The following is a 16,781-nucleotide window of genomic DNA, read 5'->3' as shown; positions in this document are numbered from 1 at the left end:
GCACGGGGCGTTTTGCTAAAAAATTAACTTGGATACTGTGAAAAAGGAGAACCTCATGGATCTGTCTGCATTCAACCTGCAGGGCAAGGTAGCCCTGATCACCGGCGGTGCCCACGGCATCGGTTTTTCCATCGCAGAGGGCATGGCCAAGTGCGGCGCCGTCATCTGCTTCAACTGCTCCTCTGAGGCCAGCTTAGAAAAGGGCATGGCCGCCTACAAGGCTGCCGGCATCGACGCCCACGGCTATGTGGCAGACGTTTCCGACGAGGACGCCGTAAACGCCATGGTGGCAAAGATCAAGGCCGAGGTCGGCCCGGTGGACATTCTGGTGAACAACGCCGGTCTGATGAAGCGCGTGCCCATGATCGAGATGAGCCACGCCGACTTTATGCGGGTGATCGACGTGCATGTGGGCGGTGCCTTCAACTGCTCTAAGGCCGTGCTGCCCGACATGATGGAAAAGCGCGCGGGCAAGATCATCAACATCTGCTCCATGATGAGCGAGCTGGGCCGCGAGACCGTCTCTGCCTACGCTGCCGCCAAGGGTGCGCTGAAGATGCTGACCAAGAACATCGCCTCTGAGTACGGCGAGTACAACATCCAGTGCAACGGCATGGGTCCCGGCTACATTGCCACCGCCCAGACCGCTCCCCTGCGTGAGCGTCAGCCGGACGGCAGCCGTCATCCCTTTGACAGCTTCATCGTTGCCAAGACCCCCGCAGGCCGCTGGGGCGAGCCGGAGGACATGGTTGGCCCCTGCGTGTTCCTTGCCAGCCACGCATCCGACTTCGTGAACGGCCAGATCCTCTACGCCGATGGCGGCATTCTGGCCTATATTGGCCGCCAGCCTAAGTAAAAGCCCATAAAATACACCCCCGGCGCTGCTTTTGCAGTGCCGGGGGTGTTGTGCTTTATACCGTTTTATTTAGAGGTCATTCTGCCAAAGTGGCCTTTTTCCTCTTCGTCCTTTTTGGTGTCAGGCTTTTCCGCCGGGGTCAGACGCACCTCGGTCACGCGGCGCTTGGCGGTGCGGGTGACCACGCCGTCGTAGCTGCCCAGCGTAAAGCGGTCGCCTACCTTGGGCAGGCGGCAGGTCTTTTCCTGCACCAGACCGTTCACCGTGTTGGAGTCGATATCCTCGTCCTCCGGCAGACCCAGCCGCTCGTACAGGTCATCCACACCGGCGCTGCCCAGCACGATCCAACTGCCGTCCGACTGCTTGCGGAAGTCCTCGGTCACCTCGTCGTGCTCATCCCAGATCTCGCCTACCAGCTCCTCCAGAATGTCCTCCAGCGTGATGATGCCCTCGGTGCCGCCGTACTCGTCCACCACCACAGCCATGTGATGGTGCTGCTCACGCAGGGTGCGCAGCAGCTGGGAGATCTGGGTGGAGCCGGTGGTGTAGAGGGTGGGCTTGACCAGATCCTCCAGCTTGGTCTCCTTTTTCAGGCGTGCCATGTAGAAGTCCTTTTCATGTACCACACCAATGATGTTATCAATGGTGTCGTGGTACACCGGCAGACGGGAGTAGCCGGATTCCGCAAAGGTCTGTGCCACCTCTTCCAGCGGCATATCGTCCTCCACCGCGATCACATCCACGCGGGGGGTCAGGATCTCTTCCACTTCCACATCATCAAACTCGATGGCGCTGCGGATCAGCTCGCTTTCCCGGTCGGTCAGTTCGCCGTCATTCTCGGCTTCGCTGACCATGGTCATCAGCTCACCCTCGGTGATGGTGTCCTCCTCGGTGCTGTGGACAAAGTGCCCCAGAAAGCGCTTCCACTGGCTGAACAGCCATGTCAGCGGGGTAAACACCAGCATCAGCAGGCTCAGTACCGGCGCAACTGCGGTGGCCACCGTTTCCGGCATCTCCTTGGCAAGGCTCTTGGGGGTCACCTCGCCAAAGATCAGCACCACCACGGTCAGCACCATGGTGGACACCGTAGCGCCCCGCTCTGCACCCAGCATCTTGGTGAAAAGGATGGTGCCAATGGAGGCTGCGGCAATGTTCACGATATTGTTTCCGATGAGGATGGTGGAAAGCAGCTTATCGTATTTTTCAGCCATTTCCAGCACCCGGGCGGCAGAGGTATCGCCGTCCTCGGCGCGGCTTTTCAGGCGGATCTGATTCAGGGAAGAAAATGCGGTCTCGGATGCGGAGAAAAAGGCGGAGAATACCACCAATACTACCAGCGCTACCCAGAGCGTCATACTGCCATCGTCCATAAAAAGGGGAATCACACTCAACTTTCTGTTTTAAATTTAGATTTATTTGCCCGTTGTATTTTCATTGTGCTTCAACCGTGCCAAGCGGGCTTTTCCGTATACAAAAATGTGCTTTCCATCGTTGCCATTTCCACGATGAAAAGCACATCAATGTTATTTTCTATAATAACATATTCTGCACACGGGTGCAAGCGTTTGGCCTGTACTCCATGTACAAAACCGGTAAATTTTAACGCAGAACCAATGCGCTGCCGTCATAATCCACCGTCAGGGTATCGCCCTCGGCATAACTGCCCTTGATGATGGCCTTGGCGATCAGGGTCTCCACGCGGCTCTGGATGAAGCGCTTGATGGGACGTGCACCATAGACGCTGTCGTAGGCAGAATCAATGATGAAGTCCTTGGCGGCGGTGGTGACCTCCAGCTTGAGGTGCTTGCCCTCCTCCATGCGGTTGCGCAGATCCTGCAGCTGCAGATCCACGATCTTGCGCATTTCGTCCTTGGTCAGGCTCTTGTAGTAGACGATCTCGTCCAGACGGTTCAAAAATTCGGGACGGAACTTGCTCTTGAGCAACAGGTCGATCTGGTGCTTTGCATCCTCGCTCAGCTCGTTGGAGCCCTGCGCACGGCGCTGCTCCAGATCGTTCAGGATGATATCACTGCCAAGGTTGGAGGTCAGGATAATGACCGTGTTCTTGAAGTCCACGGTGCGGCCCTGACTATCCGTGATGCGGCCATCGTCCAGCACCTGCAACAGGATGTTGAACACATCGGGGTGAGCTTTTTCCACCTCATCGAACAGCACCACGCTGTAAGGTTTGCGGCGCACAGCCTCGGTCAGCTGGCCGCCCTCTTCATAACCGACATATCCCGGAGGCGCGCCGATCAGACGGCTGACGCTGAACTTCTCCATATATTCGGTCATATCGATACGCACCATGTTGCGCTCGTCGTCAAACAGTGCCTGTGCCAGTGCCTTAGCCAGCTCGGTCTTGCCCACGCCGGTAGGGCCGAGGAACAGGAAGCTGCCGATAGGGCGGTTGGGATTGGCAATACCGGCGCGGCTGCGCAGAATGGCTTCGCTTACCTTGGTCACAGCCTCGTCCTGACCGATGACCCGCTGGTGCAGCACATCGTCCAGATGCAGCAGCTTCTCGCGCTCGCCCTCCACCAGCTTCTCCACCGGGATGCCGGTCCAGCGTGCCACGATGCGGGCGATCTCCTCGTCGGTCACGCGGTCACGCAGCAGGCTGTCCTCCTTCTTGGCGGCAGCCACCTTTTCCTCTTCGGCCAGCTGCTTTTGCAGCTGGGGCAGCTTGCCGTATTTCAGTTCGGCGGCCTTGTTCAGGTCGTACTCGCGCTGGGCTTTCTCGATGGCGGCATTGGTCTGCTCGATCTGCTCGCGCAGAGTCTGCACCTTGCCAATGGCGTTCTTCTCGTTCTCCCACTTTGCCTTCATGCTGCGGAACTTATCCTGCAATTCGGCAAGCTCCTTTTCCAGATCCTTCAAACGGCTCTGGCTCAGAGCGTCAGTCTCCTTTTTCAGGCTCACCTGCTCGATCTGCAGCTGGGTGATGCGGTGTGCCAGATCGTCCATCTCGCTGGGCATGCTGTCCATCTCGGTCTTGATCATGGCGCAGGCTTCATCCACAAGGTCGATGGCCTTATCCGGCAGGAAGCGGTCGGTGATATAGCGGTCGGAAAGGGTGGCAGCGGCGATCAGGGCGCTATCGTTGATCTTTACGCCGTGGAACACCTCATACCGCTCCTTCAGGCCGCGCAGGATGGAGATGGTATCCTCCACGGTAGGCTCATCCACCTGCACCGGCTGGAACCGGCGCTCCAGTGCGGGGTCTTTTTCGATATACTGACGGTACTCGTCCAGCGTGGTCGCGCCGATGCAGTGCAGCTCGCCGCGCGCCAGCATGGGCTTGAGCAGGTTGCCTGCGTCCATAGCGCCGTCGGTCTTACCGGCACCCACGATGGTGTGCAGCTCATCGATGAAGAGGATGATTTTGCCCTCGCTCTTTTTCACCTCGTTCAGCACGCTCTTTAAGCGTTCCTCGAACTCGCCGCGGTACTTTGCACCGGCCACCAGAGCACCCATGTCCAAGCTGAACACGGTGCGGTTCTTCAGGTTTTCGGGCACATCGCCACGCACGATGCGCTGCGCCAGACCCTCGGCGATGGCGGTTTTACCAACGCCGGGCTCACCGATGAGGCAGGGGTTGTTTTTGGTCTTACGGGACAGGATACGGATCACATTGCGGATCTCCTGATCTCGACCAATGACGGGGTCCAGCTTCTGCTTGCGGGCAAGTTCCACCAGATCCTGACCGTACTTCTGCAGTGCGTTGTAGGTGTCCTCCGGGTTATCGGTGGTCACCCGCTGGTTGCCGCGCACGGCGGTAAGCTGCTGCAAAAAGGCGTCCTTTTTCAGGTTGAAGGCGCGGAACAGCTCACTGGTGGTCTGGTCCTGTTCGTCCAGCAGGCCAAGGAACAGATGCTCCACGCTGATGAAGTCGTCCTTCATGGCCTTGGCTTCGCGGGCGGCGGCACTGAGCACCTTATCGGTGGCCTGCGAGATATAGACCTTATCGGGGTCGCGACCGGAGCCGGACACCCGGGGCAGCGCTGACAGCTTTTCCGCCACGGCGGCGGCAAAGCTGCCGGGGTCAACGTTCAGCTTTTGCAGCAGCTGAGGGATCAGGCCGTTTTCCTGCGCAGCCAGTGCGTGCAGCAGGTGGGCGGGCTCCAGCGCATTGTGCTGATACTCCACAGCCAGCTGCTGGGCTGCCTGCAAAGCCTCAAGGGTCTTTTGGGTATATTGATTGGTATTCATAAAGTCAAGCCTCCATTCATACCGGAAGGTTTATTTTAGCGGACGGATAAGTTCTTTGCTAACAGCTCCGCGCCCGGCGGCGGCAGAGCCGTGAGTTGATTATACAGATGTTCTTCTTCATGGTCTTGCACGCCTCCTACGGAGCAGTTTGTTTTGTTTTTAGCACTCTATCTGCTCGACTGCTAAAAATATACTCCTATTCACCCACTTTGTCAATAGGGTTCATAAAAAGTTTGCAGAATAGACGCAAACCCATGCTTTTTGTTTTAGCACGCGATGCTTGAGCAAGGATTTAAAAGCGCCTCCGGCTCGCCCCTTGCAGGGCAACCGCCGGAGATGCGCAGTCGTGCTCCCCAGTTCTCCGGGAAAGGGGCAGCAAAAAACGGCTCTGCCGAAGCAGAGCCGTAAAGTTGCGTCTGAAATATAATCAGCGCTTGGAGAACTGGGGAGCATCGCTGGCAGGGCTGCGCCCTGCACGCGATGCTTGAGCAATGTTTTATAAGCGCCTCCGGCTCGCCCCTTGCGGGGCAACCGTCGGAGATGCGCAGTCGTGCTCCCCTGTTCTCCGGGAAAGGGGCAGCAAAAAACGGCTCTGCCGAAGCAGAGCCGTAAAGTTGCATCTGAAATATAATCAGCGCTTGGAGAACTGGGGAGCACGACGTGCAGCCTTCAGACCTGGCTTCTTACGCTCCTTCATACGAGGATCGCGGGTCAGGAAGCCAGCCTTCTTCAGCACAGGACGGTTCTCGTCGCTCTGCTGCAGCAGGGCGCGGCTCAGGCCGTGACGGATAGCGCCAGCCTGACCGGAAACACCGCCGCCGGAAACGCGGACGACGACGTCATACTTGCCCTCCAGGCCCAGCAGGACCAGCGGAGAACGGACGATCAGCTTCAGGGTCTCCAGACCGAAGTAGTTGTCGATATCACGATCGTTGATGGTGATCTTACCGGTGCCGGTGTAAACGCGAACGCGGGCAACGGAATCCTTACGACGACCAGTGCCGTAGAAATAAGGTTTGGTTTCGTACATATTCGATTGCCTCCTTCTTAGAACTCGATCTTCTCGGGCTTCTGAGCAGCGTGAGCGTGCTCGGCACCCTGGTAGCAGTGCAGGCGGGTCAGAGCCTTATCACCGATGGTGTTGGAAGGGATCATGCCCTTGATAGCGTAGGTCATAGCCAGATCGCTGTTCTCAGCCATCAGCTTGCTGTACTGGACCTTCTTCAGGCCGCCGATGTACTTGCTGTGGGTGATGTGGAACTTCTGCTCGGCCTTCTTGCCGGTCAGAACAGCCTTGTCGCAGTTGATGACAACCACGAAATCGCCGCAGTCCACGTTGGGGGTGTAATCGACCTTCTGCTTGCCGCGCAGCAGAACAGCGGCCTCAGCAGCGACGTGGCCCAGGCTCTTGCCGGTAGCGTCGAGCAGGTACCACTTACGCTCGACTTCAGCGGGCTTTACGAGAGTAGTGCTCATATCTATTTCCTCCTGATAAGCTTTTTGTACGTTTCAGGCACCCTTTTGGGGCGCGAGTGTCAGTATACAACACAAAAACGCGCCTGTCAACATGATTTTTGGATTTTTTCGGCGGAAATTTTTGAACCTCTCAAAATCGCTTGTTTTCTCTCAAATCCTCTTGATTTCTGAATTCCGATTTTTGTAAAAGTTTTTTGCCCACACCGGCATATTTTTGCCATTTGCCCGCTACAAATCCCGCTGCGGTTGTGGTATACTATAAAGGATATGGGCGGTGCACAGCTGCCCTTGCCAACACAAGGAGAACACATCCATGCCAAATGAGATCGACCGCACTTCTTCGGCGCAGCGCCGCAGTTCCAGGCTGCTGACGGCGATGGCCATTTTCATCTGTCTGGGCATCGCAGCCTACATGGTGCTCACCCTGCTGGTGAACCGGCAGACCCCCGCGACACCCGACACCCACTATACCGGCACGAACGGCATCTCTGTCTACTACGACAGCAGCGTGTGGAGCGTGTGCCGCATGACCGAGGACGCAACCCTCGGCACCGTGCTGGAGCTTGCCACCGCCGACACGGCAGACAGCGAGGACTATCAGGCCGTTTTGTTACAGCGGGGCACCGCCGACAGCTACGAAAGCTTTATCGAGGACTCGGAAGCCGACCTCAAGCAGGCCTACGGCGTCATCAAGCCCCGCAAGGTCAACCTGACCGTGGAGGGTGCAGCGGTAGAGGCGGTGCGCTGCGATATCCGCACCTACTACGCCGTGCTGGCCACCATCACCTACGACAGCGGCGATGTGGTCTATGTCTCGGCGCTGACAAAGCTGGCGTCCATCAGCGATGTGGTCAATCTGGTAGAAAGCGTGAGCCTGTCATGAGTGATCTTCGTGCAATGCAGCGGCTCTGCGGTTTAATGCGCAAGGCCGTACAGGACTATGAAATGATCGCCCCCGGCGACCGGGTGATGGTGGGCGTTTCCGGCGGCAAGGACAGCGTGGCGCTGACCATCGGTCTTTCCATGCTGCGCAAGTACATCGGCTTCGATTACGAGGTGGTGGCGGTCACGCTGGACCCGCAGTTCGACCATCAGCCCATGGACTACTCCGCGCTGGCAGAGCTGTTCCGGCAGCACGGCATCCCCTACGAGGTGCGCCGCACCGAGATCGGCCCGGTGGTGTTCGAGTACCGCAAGGAGAAGAACCCCTGCGCCCTGTGCGCCAAGCTGCGGCGGGGCGCGCTGCACACCGCCGCGCAGGAGCTTGGCTGCAACAAGGTGGCGCTGGGGCATCATCTGGACGATGCCGTGGAGACCTTTTATATGAACCTCTGGCGGGAGGGGCGCATCGGCTGCTTCTCGCCGGTGACCTACCTCTCCCAGCGGGACCTCACCCTCATTCGCCCCATGCTGCTGGCAACGGAGTACGAGGTGCAGTGCGCTGTGCGGGAGGCGGGTTTGCCCATCGTGAAGAGCCGCTGCCCCGCCGACGGCGTTACCGTGCGGGAACAGACCAAGGAATTTGTGCAGGAGCGCTGCCGCACCGACCACGCCTTCCGGCAAAAGACCCTCCATGCCTTGCAGGAGAGCGGCATTGACGGCTGGCGTCCCGTCCACACGGGCCGGGGCAGCTTTATCGTACCAAAAAAGGAAACAGATCATGCAGAAACAACCATTTGAAAAACACGTCTGGGCCGAGATCGACCTCGAGGCCCTTCGGTATAATTTCCGGGAGGTAAAAGCCCGGGCAGGGGAACTGCCCCTGTGCGCAGTGGTCAAGGCGGACAGCTACGGCCACGGCGCGGTACAGTGCGCCCGGGTGTTCGCCGAGGAGGGCGCCGCATGGCTGGCGGTCAGCTGCCTGACCGAGGCTGTGCAGCTGCGCAAGGCAGGGCAGACTTTGCCCATCCTCATTCTGGGTCATGTGCAGCCCGCCTACGCCGCCGCCCTGATCCAGAACGACATCACCGTGGCCTGCTACTCCCTTGGGCAGGCACGCGCCCTGAGCGAAGCTGCCGTGGCGGCGGGCGGCAGAGTGCATATCCACCTCAAGGCCGACACCGGTATGGGGCGCATCGGCTTTGCCCTGCGCACCGATTTTGACGCCGCCATCCGGGAGATGCTGGAAGCCTGTGCGCTGCCCGGGCTGGAAATGACCGGCCTGTTCCAGCATTTTTCCGTGGCCGATGATACCGCCCCGGAAAATGTGGCCTATACCGCCGAACAGCACGCACTGTTCGTGAAAGCTTTCCACGCGCTGAAAGCTGCCGGGCGGGAACCCGCCCTTGTGCACTGCGACAACTCTGCCGGGGTCATGCTGCACCCGGACTGGCCGGAGGGGTTGCCCCGGGAGCGCTGCATGGCGCGCCCCGGCATCATCCTGTACGGCTACGACCCCAGCGACGAGGTACGCTTTGGGCGCTTTAAGCCGGTTATGACCCTCAAGACCGTGGTGAGCATGATCAAGGAGATGCAGCCCGGCCAGTGCGCCAGCTACGGCCGCCGCTTTACCGCCGAAAAGCCCACCAAGGTAGCCACCCTTTGCACCGGCTATGCCGACGGCTACCCCCGGCTTTTGAGCTGCGGCAAGGGCGTGGTGGAGATCCACGGCAAGGCCTGCCCGGTGCTGGGGCGGGTGTGTATGGATCAGATGATGGTGGACGTGACCGATGTACCGGATGTGCGCGAGGACGATGAAGCCATCCTGTGGGGCGGCACCGTGAGCGACACCGCAGAGACCATTGCCCGCAAGACTGATACCATTCCCTACGAAGTGCTGTGCGGCGTTTCCCGCCGCGTGCCCCGCGTCTACCGCGACCACGGACAGATCGTGGCCGTGGAGGACTGGATCTTAGAAGCATAAAGCTGCCCGGAGGAACTACATGGCAAGAGACAACATCCGCAACTTCTGCATCATTGCACATATCGACCACGGCAAATCCACCCTGTCCGACCGCATTCTGGAACTGACCAAGAGCGTGGACGAGCGCACTATGGAAGACCAGATCCTGGACAACATGGATATCGAGCGCGAGCGCGGCATTACCATCAAGGCGCGTGCCGTGACCATGAACTATACCGCAAAGGACGGCAAGACCTACGAGTTCAATCTGATCGACACCCCGGGTCATGTGGACTTTGCCTACGAGGTCAGCCGCAGTCTGGCCGCCTGCGAGGGCGCTATTCTGGTGGTGGATGCCACGCAGGGCGTGGAAGCGCAGACGCTGGCCAACACCTATATGGCACTGGAGCATGATCTGGAACTGGTGCCCATCCTGAACAAGATCGACCTGCCCAGTGCCCACCCGGACGAGGTGGCGCAGGAGGTGGAGGACGTGATCGGCCTGCCCTGCATGGATGCGCCCCGCGTCTCCGCCAAGACCGGCCTGAATATCGATCAGGTGCTGGAGCGTGTGGTCAGCGATATCCCCGCACCCACCGGAGACCCGGACGCACCTTTAAAGGCGCTGATCTTCGACAGCATCTACGACAGCTACAAGGGCGTCATCGTCTACATCCGCGTGTTCGAGGGCACGGTAAAGCCCGGCGACACCATCCGCATGATGGCTACCGGCGCAGAGTTCACGCTGGTGGAGGTGGGTCACATGGGTGCCACCTCTCTGACCCCCTGTGCCCAGCTGCAGGCCGGTGAGGTAGGCTACCTGACCGCCAGCATCAAGACGGTGCAGGACACCCGCGTGGGTGATACCGTCACGCTGGCAGAGCGCCCCACCGCAGAAGCGCTGCCCGGCTACCGTCAGGTCAAGCCCATGGTGTTCTGCGGCATCTACCCTGCCGACGGTGCCAAGTACCCCGACCTGAAGGACGCACTGGAAAAATTGCAGCTGAACGACGCCTCCCTGACCTTTGAGCTGGAGACCAGTGCCGCGCTGGGCTTTGGCTTCCGCTGCGGCTTCTTGGGTCTGCTGCACATGGAGATCATCACCGAGCGTCTGGAGCGGGAGTTCGATCTGGACATCATCACCACCACCCCCAGCGTGCGCTACCGCCTGACTTTGACCGACGGCACGGTGGAAATGATCGACAACCCTTCCAGCTACCCGGACCCCAGCAATATCGTCAAACAGGAAGAGCCCTTTGTGGATGTGCACCTGTACACTCCCAACGACTATGTGGGCGGTCTGATGGATCTGTGCCAGAGCAAGCGCGGCGTACTGATCGATATGAAGTATCTGGACGATGTGCGAGTGGACCTGCACTACGCGCTGCCGCTGGGCGAGATCGTGTACGACTTCTTCGACGCCATCAAGAGCCGCAGCCGGGGCTACGCCAGCTACGACTACGAGTTCAAGGAGTACCGCGAGAGCGATCTGGTCAAGCTGGACTTTTTGCTCAACGGCGACCCCGTGGACGCACTGTCCATGATCGTGTTCCGGGACAACGCCTACGCCAAGGGACGCCGCATCTGCGAAAAGCTGCGGGATAACATCCCGCGTAACCTGTTCGAGATCCCGGTGCAGGCAGCCATCGGCGGCAAGATCATTGCCCGCGAGACGGTCAAGGCCATGCGCAAGGACGTGCTGGCCAAGTGTTACGGCGGCGATATCTCCCGTAAAAAGAAGCTGCTGGAAAAGCAGAAGGAAGGCAAAAAGAAGATGCGTCAGCTGGGCAGCGTTTCCCTGCCGAGCGAAGCTTTTACCGCCGTGCTCAAGCTGGACAGCGACGACGATTGATCTGCAAATATGCAAAAGGGATGCTGCGTGCGCGGCATCCCTTTTTTGATGGGAACTCCCAAATGTGAAATCCGCCCATGGCAGAGATGCACTCTTTGCTTTTCCTACTAAATATGTTATAATTTATTTATATATCAGTTTTTGTATCCGTTTTTGGAAAGATGGGCTGCGGCCTTGTGCTGCGCCCTTCTCTATGCAACGTTCCCCGGCAGAAAGGATGTGGCCTTTATCAAAGCAAAACACGGAAAAGGCGCAGCGCAAAACAGCAGACATACACACAGTGGCGGCGCACAGAGGGCAACGCCCCCCTGGAAGCAGGTGCTGCTGACGCTGCTGGTTCTTGTTGCCCTGCTCGCCCTGCTGGGCGGGGCGCTGTGGCAGAATATCTGCTATAACCGCACCCACTATACGGCAGAGTTCTATCAGATCCATTCCCGCAAGCTGACCCAGAGCTGCCGGGTCGTTTTTCTGACCGACCTGCATCTGCGGGAATACGGAGCAGATAACTGTGAGCTGGTGCAGGATGTCCGCAGCCTTACCCCGGATCTGATCCTGCTGGGCGGCGACTTTGTGACCTACGACGAAGGCACCGACTATGATAATATGCTCTCCCTGTTCCGTCAGCTGAGCGAGATTGCCCCGGTATGCGGAGTGCTGGGCAACCACGAGGACGAGCTGTATTTTCTGGACAACGACCGGGAACTGGTGGAAAAGTTCACCGCCGCCGGGGTGACCGTCCTGCGCAATCAGGAGGCGCGCTATACCATCCACGACAATGTTATCAGCATTCTGGGCGTGGAGGGCAGCCCGGCGGATTTTTCTAACTACGGTGCCAGCACCTTTATGGACAGCGTGGAGCCGCAGACAGACTACGACCTGCGCATCTGTCTGGCACACGTTCCCACCTACTTTCCCGAGCATCTGGAAAACTATTCCTTTGAGCTGGGACTGGCCGGGCACACCCACGGCGGCATCGTGCGGCTGCCGAAGATCGGTCCGCTTTATACCGCCGAGGAGGGCTTTCTGCCCGACTATGCCGGAGGCAGCTATACGCTTGCCAACAACGCCACCCTCATTGTAAGCCGGGGACTGGGCGATTCCAGCCGGGCGCCCCGCATCAACAATGTGCCGGAGCTTTCGGTCATTGACATCGACTAAGCGGCCTGCGCTGCGCGTGCAGGCCGCTGCAAAAGGGTAGAATGCCATGGATGACATCAAAGAAAAAATCAAACAGGCGCTGCGCCATATCTGGACAAATAAATACCGTCTGTTTCTCTGCCTGCTGACCTTGTGCTGTCTGTTCGGGCTGATCCACTATTTTAAAAGTGCGGACAGCGCCACTGCCAGCATCTCCTTCAATTACTCCGAGGCGGCGCTTGGCATGAACCCCAACAAGACCCGCTTCAACGCCTACGAGATCGTGTCGGACGAGGTGATGGAGCGCGCCATCCGGCGGGTAGGCCTGCAGGACAGCCTGACTGCCTCCCAGCTGGCAGAGTGCCTTTACCTGAGCCCGGACGGCACCGGCAGCGCCAACGGCAGCGAGTATATCAGCACCAACTACTATCTCTCCATCAACACCCGCAAGCTGAACCTGGGCAACCGCAAGCCCACAGATCTTTTGCAGAGCGTGTGCGAATCCTACCGGGAGATCTTTCTGAGCAACTACTGCGATAACCAGAGCATCCTCAAGGAAAAGCTGGAAGTGACCACCGCGTGCGAGCCTTACCTGCGACTGAACGAGCTGGAGGTGCGCGCCGCCGCGCTGAACCGCTATCTGAACGCCCGTCTGGGGGAGAACAAAAGCTTTACGGACGAGGCAAATCCCGACCCTTCCACCAACAACTTTACCACACTGGGCAAAATGATCAACAATCTGGTGGATTACGACCTGCCCAACGCCATGGCCTTTGTCATCGAGGGCGGTGTTGCCCGCGACCCGGCCATGCTGACCAGCATTCTGGAATACAAGAACAAGATCGACGATATTGACATGCGCACCCAGCAGGCTTACTATGACGCCGACAAAAAGGGCATTTCCATCTACGAAAAATCCATGACCTCCATCATGATGATCCCCACCGTGGATGAAGCAAGCGAGTACTATATGTCCCGCACCAAGACCGCCATGGATGCGCTGGCGCGGGCGGCAGACGCTTCTCTGGCCGATGCCACCGACTACCAGTCCGAGATCGTGAGCACGAATTATGTGATCCAGAAGATCCGGGAGCTGGATGCCGGTCAGCCGCGTCTGGCCGAGGCGCAGGCCATGGTGAACAAGCTGGAGACCGCCATCAACGAGATCTCGGAGCAGCTGTTTGTACTGGACAAGGCGTATATCAAGTACAAATCCCAGAACTATATTACCTTTACCTACGGCTCGGCCTCCTTCCTGCAGCGCCTGAGCCTGAAAAAGACCCTGATGGAGTCCGTTGCTGTTATGCTGGGCAGTGCATGGCTGCTCCACGAACGCAAACGCAGAAAGGCAAGGCACCGCAGATGAAAAAGTTTGAGATCCTGCGCTATCTGAAGCGTTTCAGCCTGCTGATCTTTCTGGTGTCGCTGGCAGGTGCGGCCGCCATCTACCTGTATGCGGACGGTCGGCAGAAGTACACTGCATCGGTCATTATCCGCTATACCAACGACGGCATCTCGGACGGCTACACCCCGGACGGCAGCGAACTGGACGTCAACGAGATCTACTCCTCCACCGTCATCTCGCAGGCCATGGATGCACTGGGTGCTTCCGGGCGGCTGAGCACCATCCGTTCCAACATCTCGGTGACCCCGGTGATCTCGGAAGATCAGCAGACCATCAACGAGGCACTGCTGCAAAAGGGCGAAGAGGTGACCTATTTCCCGGATACCTACAAGGTGAGCCTTGTGGTGGATGGAGAGCAGGGCGCGGGTTATGCCCGCAATATGCTGGATGCCATCATCCAGAGCTACTGCACCTATTATACGGAAAAATATGTGGAGCAGAAACTCTCGCTCAACCCCTCGTCCGGCCTGCTGGATAACGGCTATGACTACTACGAGTGCATCCGCATTCTGGAAAACGATACCAACGAGATGCAGGACTATCTGCTGAGCAAGCGGGAGCACTACCCGAATTTTCGCTCCTCCCGCACCGGCTACACCTATGCAGACCTGTGCGATATCTATTCCGACTTCAAAAAATACACCATCCCGGCGCTGTACGCCTATGTGCTCAACGGCCCGCAGGTGCGGGACGGCACGGTGCTGCAGGAATATCTGGCCAACACCATCGAAACTGCAAAGCAGAACGAACAGATCACCACCGAGCAGCGGGACAGTCTGTGGAGCCTGACCGACCAGTATGTGTACAAGAACGCCGATCTGCTGCAAAACTACTTTACTGACCGGGGCGAGGTGGTGTCCTCGGACTATATCCTGAATAACATCGAGCTGGAAGGTGCTGGCGATAAGGCACAGACCACCTACGACGGTCTGGTGCTGAAACTGGTATCGCTGGAACAGCAGGTCGCATCCAGCCAGATCGACCGGCAGTTTCAGGAGGAGATCCTGCAAAGCTTCCGCAACGTGGATTTTGGCGGTACAGGCGAGCAGCACGCCAAGATGGAAAGCATGATCAACGACTACGAGGCGCAGCTGAAAAGCTACTACGAGATCATCAATACCAGCAGCAAGGAGCTGAACCTGTACATCAGCGCGGATTATCTGAAGATGATCAGCTCGGTGCAGGTGGCTGCCGCCATCAATGTCAAGCTGTATCTGATGCTGGCGCTGGTGCTGTTCTTTGTCATCGGCTGCTGCGGTGCAATTCTGCTGGGCCGCATCTCGGATGCGGTGGATTATCTGCTGTATGTGGACAAAAAGACCGGTCTGCCCAACCGCGAAAAGCTCAACGTGTATATCACCGGCATGGCCGACCGCATCCTGCCGGAGGACTATACCTGCTTTGCTTTGCAGCTGGACAACCTGACCGAGATGAGCCGCCGCTTCGGCTACCATGTGGGTGACGGCATCCTGAAGGATTTTTCCGGTCTTTTGCAGCTGATGGGCGATACCGACGGCACCGTGGGCTACAACGGCGCGGGCAAGTTCCTTGCCTTCTTTGATGAATGCAGCACCCGGAAGGCAGAGGTCATGATCCACATCCTGCAAAGTCAGGTGGACGAGTACAATAAGCTCAACCCGGAGTACCCCATCCTGTTCACCGCCGCATGGGCCACCACCTCGGAGGAGGAGCTCTACCATGTGCGCGACCTTGTGCGCTGCGCACAGAAAAAGATGTCCCTGATCGCAGAGGAGGGCGGCGCTGTCCTTGCCGGAACGGAGCGTGGTGAAGCATGATCCAGAACCGACGCGCTTACCAGCTGATCCACTGCCGCACCCGCAGCCGTCTGCTGGCGGGCGCTGCCGCCGTGTGCGGCGCAGCCTGCGGCCATGCAGACCTTGGGCTGTACCATCTGCTGCACCGGGGCGGTGCCCCGCTGCCGGACAGCACACAGGCCGACCGCGCCGCGCTGGCAGCCCTGTGCCCGAAACCTGCAGCAGAAGAGACCTGCCCGCTGCTGCCGCCGCAGGACCCGACGGTGACCCTTTCGGTCATTGTGCCGGTGTACAACGGCGAAGCTACCATCGGCCCCTGTCTGGACAGCATTTTGCAGCAGGAGACCAGCTGCACCGTGCAGCTGATCGTGGTGGACAGCGATTCCACCGACGGCACAGCCGCCGTGCTGGAACGCTACCGGGCACTGCCCGGGGTGTTGCTGTGCAATTGCAGTGCGCCCCGCAGCGCCGCCGCCGCCCGCAACGAGGGGCTACGCCACGCCGTGGGCCGCTGGCTGATGTTCGTGGACAGCGACGATCTGTTATTGCCCGGTGCCATCCGCACCCTGCTGGAGGCCGCACAGCGCCTTGACGCCGATGTGGTGCAAGGCGGCTGGCAGTACCTGTACACCGACGGCACCCGCGGCCCGGTGCAGCGCTACCCGGCGGCAGTCTACGCCGGTGCCGCCGCGCCGGAGCGGTTCGAGCTGCCCGGGATGCCATGGGGCAAGGTGTACCGGCGGGAACTGTTTGCACAGGTGCGCTTTCCGGCTTACTATACCTGCTTTGAGGATGCCATCATCCATTTTCTGGTATTCCGGCTGGCAAAGACTGTGGCCTCTGTGCCGGAGATGGTCTATCTGTGGCGCAAAAACCCCAAGGGGCTTACCGCCACAAGTCAGCACCGCCCTGCCGCCGTGCAGAGCTACTGGATCATGGAGCAGCTGGCAGTGCAGGATGCTGCGCTGGGCCTGCCCCACGATGCGTTATACCGCTGCACCCTGACGCTGCAGCTTTCGGCTTTCTGCTATGCCACTGTATCCGGCCTGCCGCCGGAAACGCAGCAGGCTGTTTTCCGGTTGTGCTGTGCTTTGTACGCAAAGGCGCTGCCGCAAGCGGGCGCACTGCCCCGCCGTGCCCGCTGGGGTGCCCGGGCGCTGCGGCAGCAGGACTTTGGGCTGTGGTGCCGCTACGGCAGAAGATTTCAGTTGTTATAATATAAGGAG

General features: G+C 59.0%; 13 protein-coding genes. 9 read left to right on the top strand and 4 right to left on the bottom strand.

Going from position 1 to position 16,781, the window contains the following annotated elements; genetic code table 11:
- Positions 1–55 precede the first annotated feature (55 nt).
- Complete coding sequence (locus tag C7J97_RS06000; RefSeq protein WP_113992275.1) at positions 56–856, top strand: gluconate 5-dehydrogenase; 801 nt, start codon at positions 56–58, stop codon at positions 854–856.
- A 65-nt stretch (positions 857–921) separates the two neighbouring features.
- Here the strand turns inward: C7J97_RS06000 and C7J97_RS05995 are convergent, their stop codons facing one another.
- The 4 genes from C7J97_RS05995 to rplM form a co-directional block, all read right to left on the bottom strand.
- Complete coding sequence (locus C7J97_RS05995; RefSeq protein WP_113992274.1) at positions 922–2,226, bottom strand: HlyC/CorC family transporter; 1,305 nt, start codon at positions 2,224–2,226, stop codon at positions 922–924.
- A gap of 229 nt (positions 2,227–2,455) precedes the next feature.
- A complete protein-coding gene (gene clpB / locus C7J97_RS05990) occupies positions 2,456–5,068 on the bottom strand; it encodes an ATP-dependent chaperone ClpB (RefSeq protein ID WP_112120913.1) in 2,613 nt (870 codons plus the stop codon).
- Between the two features lie 631 nt (positions 5,069–5,699).
- Positions 5,700–6,098 carry a 30S ribosomal protein S9 gene (gene rpsI / locus C7J97_RS05985; protein ID WP_113992273.1) on the bottom strand — a complete coding sequence of 133 codons (399 nt, stop codon included), beginning with the start codon at positions 6,096–6,098 and terminating at the stop codon, positions 5,700–5,702.
- A 17-nt stretch (positions 6,099–6,115) separates the two neighbouring features.
- On the bottom strand, positions 6,116–6,544 hold the full coding sequence (gene rplM, locus C7J97_RS05980) for a 50S ribosomal protein L13 (RefSeq protein WP_005921094.1): 429 nt from the start codon (positions 6,542–6,544) through the stop codon (positions 6,116–6,118).
- A 313-nt stretch (positions 6,545–6,857) separates the two neighbouring features.
- Between rplM and C7J97_RS05975 the strand changes: the two genes are divergently transcribed.
- The 8 genes from C7J97_RS05975 to C7J97_RS05940 all read left to right on the top strand — a co-directional run bounded on the left by C7J97_RS05975 (position 6,858) and on the right by C7J97_RS05940 (position 16,772).
- Positions 6,858–7,427, top strand: coding sequence for a hypothetical protein (locus C7J97_RS05975; protein ID WP_113992272.1), 570 nt, complete (start codon positions 6,858–6,860; stop codon positions 7,425–7,427).
- The gene (locus C7J97_RS05970; RefSeq protein WP_112090743.1) at positions 7,424–8,224 is read left to right on the top strand and encodes a tRNA 2-thiocytidine biosynthesis TtcA family protein; all 801 of its coding nucleotides are present in this window, start codon (positions 7,424–7,426) and stop codon (positions 8,222–8,224) included. The genes C7J97_RS05975 and C7J97_RS05970 overlap by 4 nt, the downstream gene beginning before the upstream one ends.
- Positions 8,205–9,407 carry an alanine racemase gene (alr, locus tag C7J97_RS05965; protein WP_113992271.1) on the top strand — a complete coding sequence of 401 codons (1,203 nt, stop codon included), beginning with the start codon at positions 8,205–8,207 and terminating at the stop codon, positions 9,405–9,407. The genes C7J97_RS05970 and alr overlap by 20 nt, the downstream gene beginning before the upstream one ends.
- A 19-nt stretch (positions 9,408–9,426) precedes the next feature.
- A complete protein-coding gene (lepA, locus tag C7J97_RS05960; RefSeq protein WP_113992270.1) occupies positions 9,427–11,238 on the top strand; it encodes a translation elongation factor 4 in 1,812 nt (603 codons plus the stop codon).
- A 318-nt stretch (positions 11,239–11,556) separates the two neighbouring features.
- Positions 11,557–12,396: a metallophosphoesterase gene (locus C7J97_RS05955; RefSeq protein WP_242983448.1), complete on the top strand. Its 840-nt coding sequence runs from the start codon at positions 11,557–11,559 to the stop codon at positions 12,394–12,396.
- Positions 12,397–12,442: 46 nt separating this feature from the next.
- Positions 12,443–13,741 (top strand): hypothetical protein, encoded by a 1,299-nt coding sequence (locus C7J97_RS05950; protein WP_112120887.1) that lies wholly within the window; start codon positions 12,443–12,445, stop codon positions 13,739–13,741.
- Entirely contained in the window at positions 13,738–15,576 is a 1,839-nt protein-coding gene (locus C7J97_RS05945; protein WP_113992268.1) for a GGDEF domain-containing protein, read from the top strand. Before C7J97_RS05950 ends, C7J97_RS05945 begins: the two co-directional genes overlap by 4 nt.
- Positions 15,573–16,772: a glycosyltransferase family 2 protein gene (locus C7J97_RS05940; protein WP_113992267.1), complete on the top strand. Its 1,200-nt coding sequence runs from the start codon at positions 15,573–15,575 to the stop codon at positions 16,770–16,772. Before C7J97_RS05945 ends, C7J97_RS05940 begins: the two co-directional genes overlap by 4 nt.
- Positions 16,773–16,781 lie beyond the last annotated feature (9 nt).

The sequence above is a fragment of the Faecalibacterium prausnitzii genome (genome assembly GCF_003324185.1).
GTDB lineage: Bacteria > Bacillota > Clostridia > Oscillospirales > Ruminococcaceae > Faecalibacterium > Faecalibacterium prausnitzii.
This window is presented reverse-complemented; position numbering and strand designations above follow the sequence as displayed.

Coding starts and splice junctions, on each gene's coding strand:
- C7J97_RS05970 (WP_112090743.1), top strand. CDS start 7,424: ATGAGTGATCTTCGTGCAATGCAGCGGCTCTGCGGTTTAATGCGCAAG.
- C7J97_RS05950 (WP_112120887.1), top strand. CDS start 12,443: ATGGATGACATCAAAGAAAAAATCAAACAGGCGCTGCGCCATATCTGG.
- clpB (WP_112120913.1), bottom strand. CDS start 5,068: ATGAATACCAATCAATATACCCAAAAGACCCTTGAGGCTTTGCAGGCA.
- rplM (WP_005921094.1), bottom strand. CDS start 6,544: ATGAGCACTACTCTCGTAAAGCCCGCTGAAGTCGAGCGTAAGTGGTAC.
- lepA (WP_113992270.1), top strand. CDS start 9,427: ATGGCAAGAGACAACATCCGCAACTTCTGCATCATTGCACATATCGAC.
- C7J97_RS05995 (WP_113992274.1), bottom strand. CDS start 2,226: ATGGACGATGGCAGTATGACGCTCTGGGTAGCGCTGGTAGTATTGGTG.
- alr (WP_113992271.1), top strand. CDS start 8,205: ATGCAGAAACAACCATTTGAAAAACACGTCTGGGCCGAGATCGACCTC.
- C7J97_RS05975 (WP_113992272.1), top strand. CDS start 6,858: ATGCCAAATGAGATCGACCGCACTTCTTCGGCGCAGCGCCGCAGTTCC.
- C7J97_RS05945 (WP_113992268.1), top strand. CDS start 13,738: ATGAAAAAGTTTGAGATCCTGCGCTATCTGAAGCGTTTCAGCCTGCTG.
- C7J97_RS05940 (WP_113992267.1), top strand. CDS start 15,573: ATGATCCAGAACCGACGCGCTTACCAGCTGATCCACTGCCGCACCCGC.
- C7J97_RS06000 (WP_113992275.1), top strand. CDS start 56: ATGGATCTGTCTGCATTCAACCTGCAGGGCAAGGTAGCCCTGATCACC.
- rpsI (WP_113992273.1), bottom strand. CDS start 6,098: ATGTACGAAACCAAACCTTATTTCTACGGCACTGGTCGTCGTAAGGAT.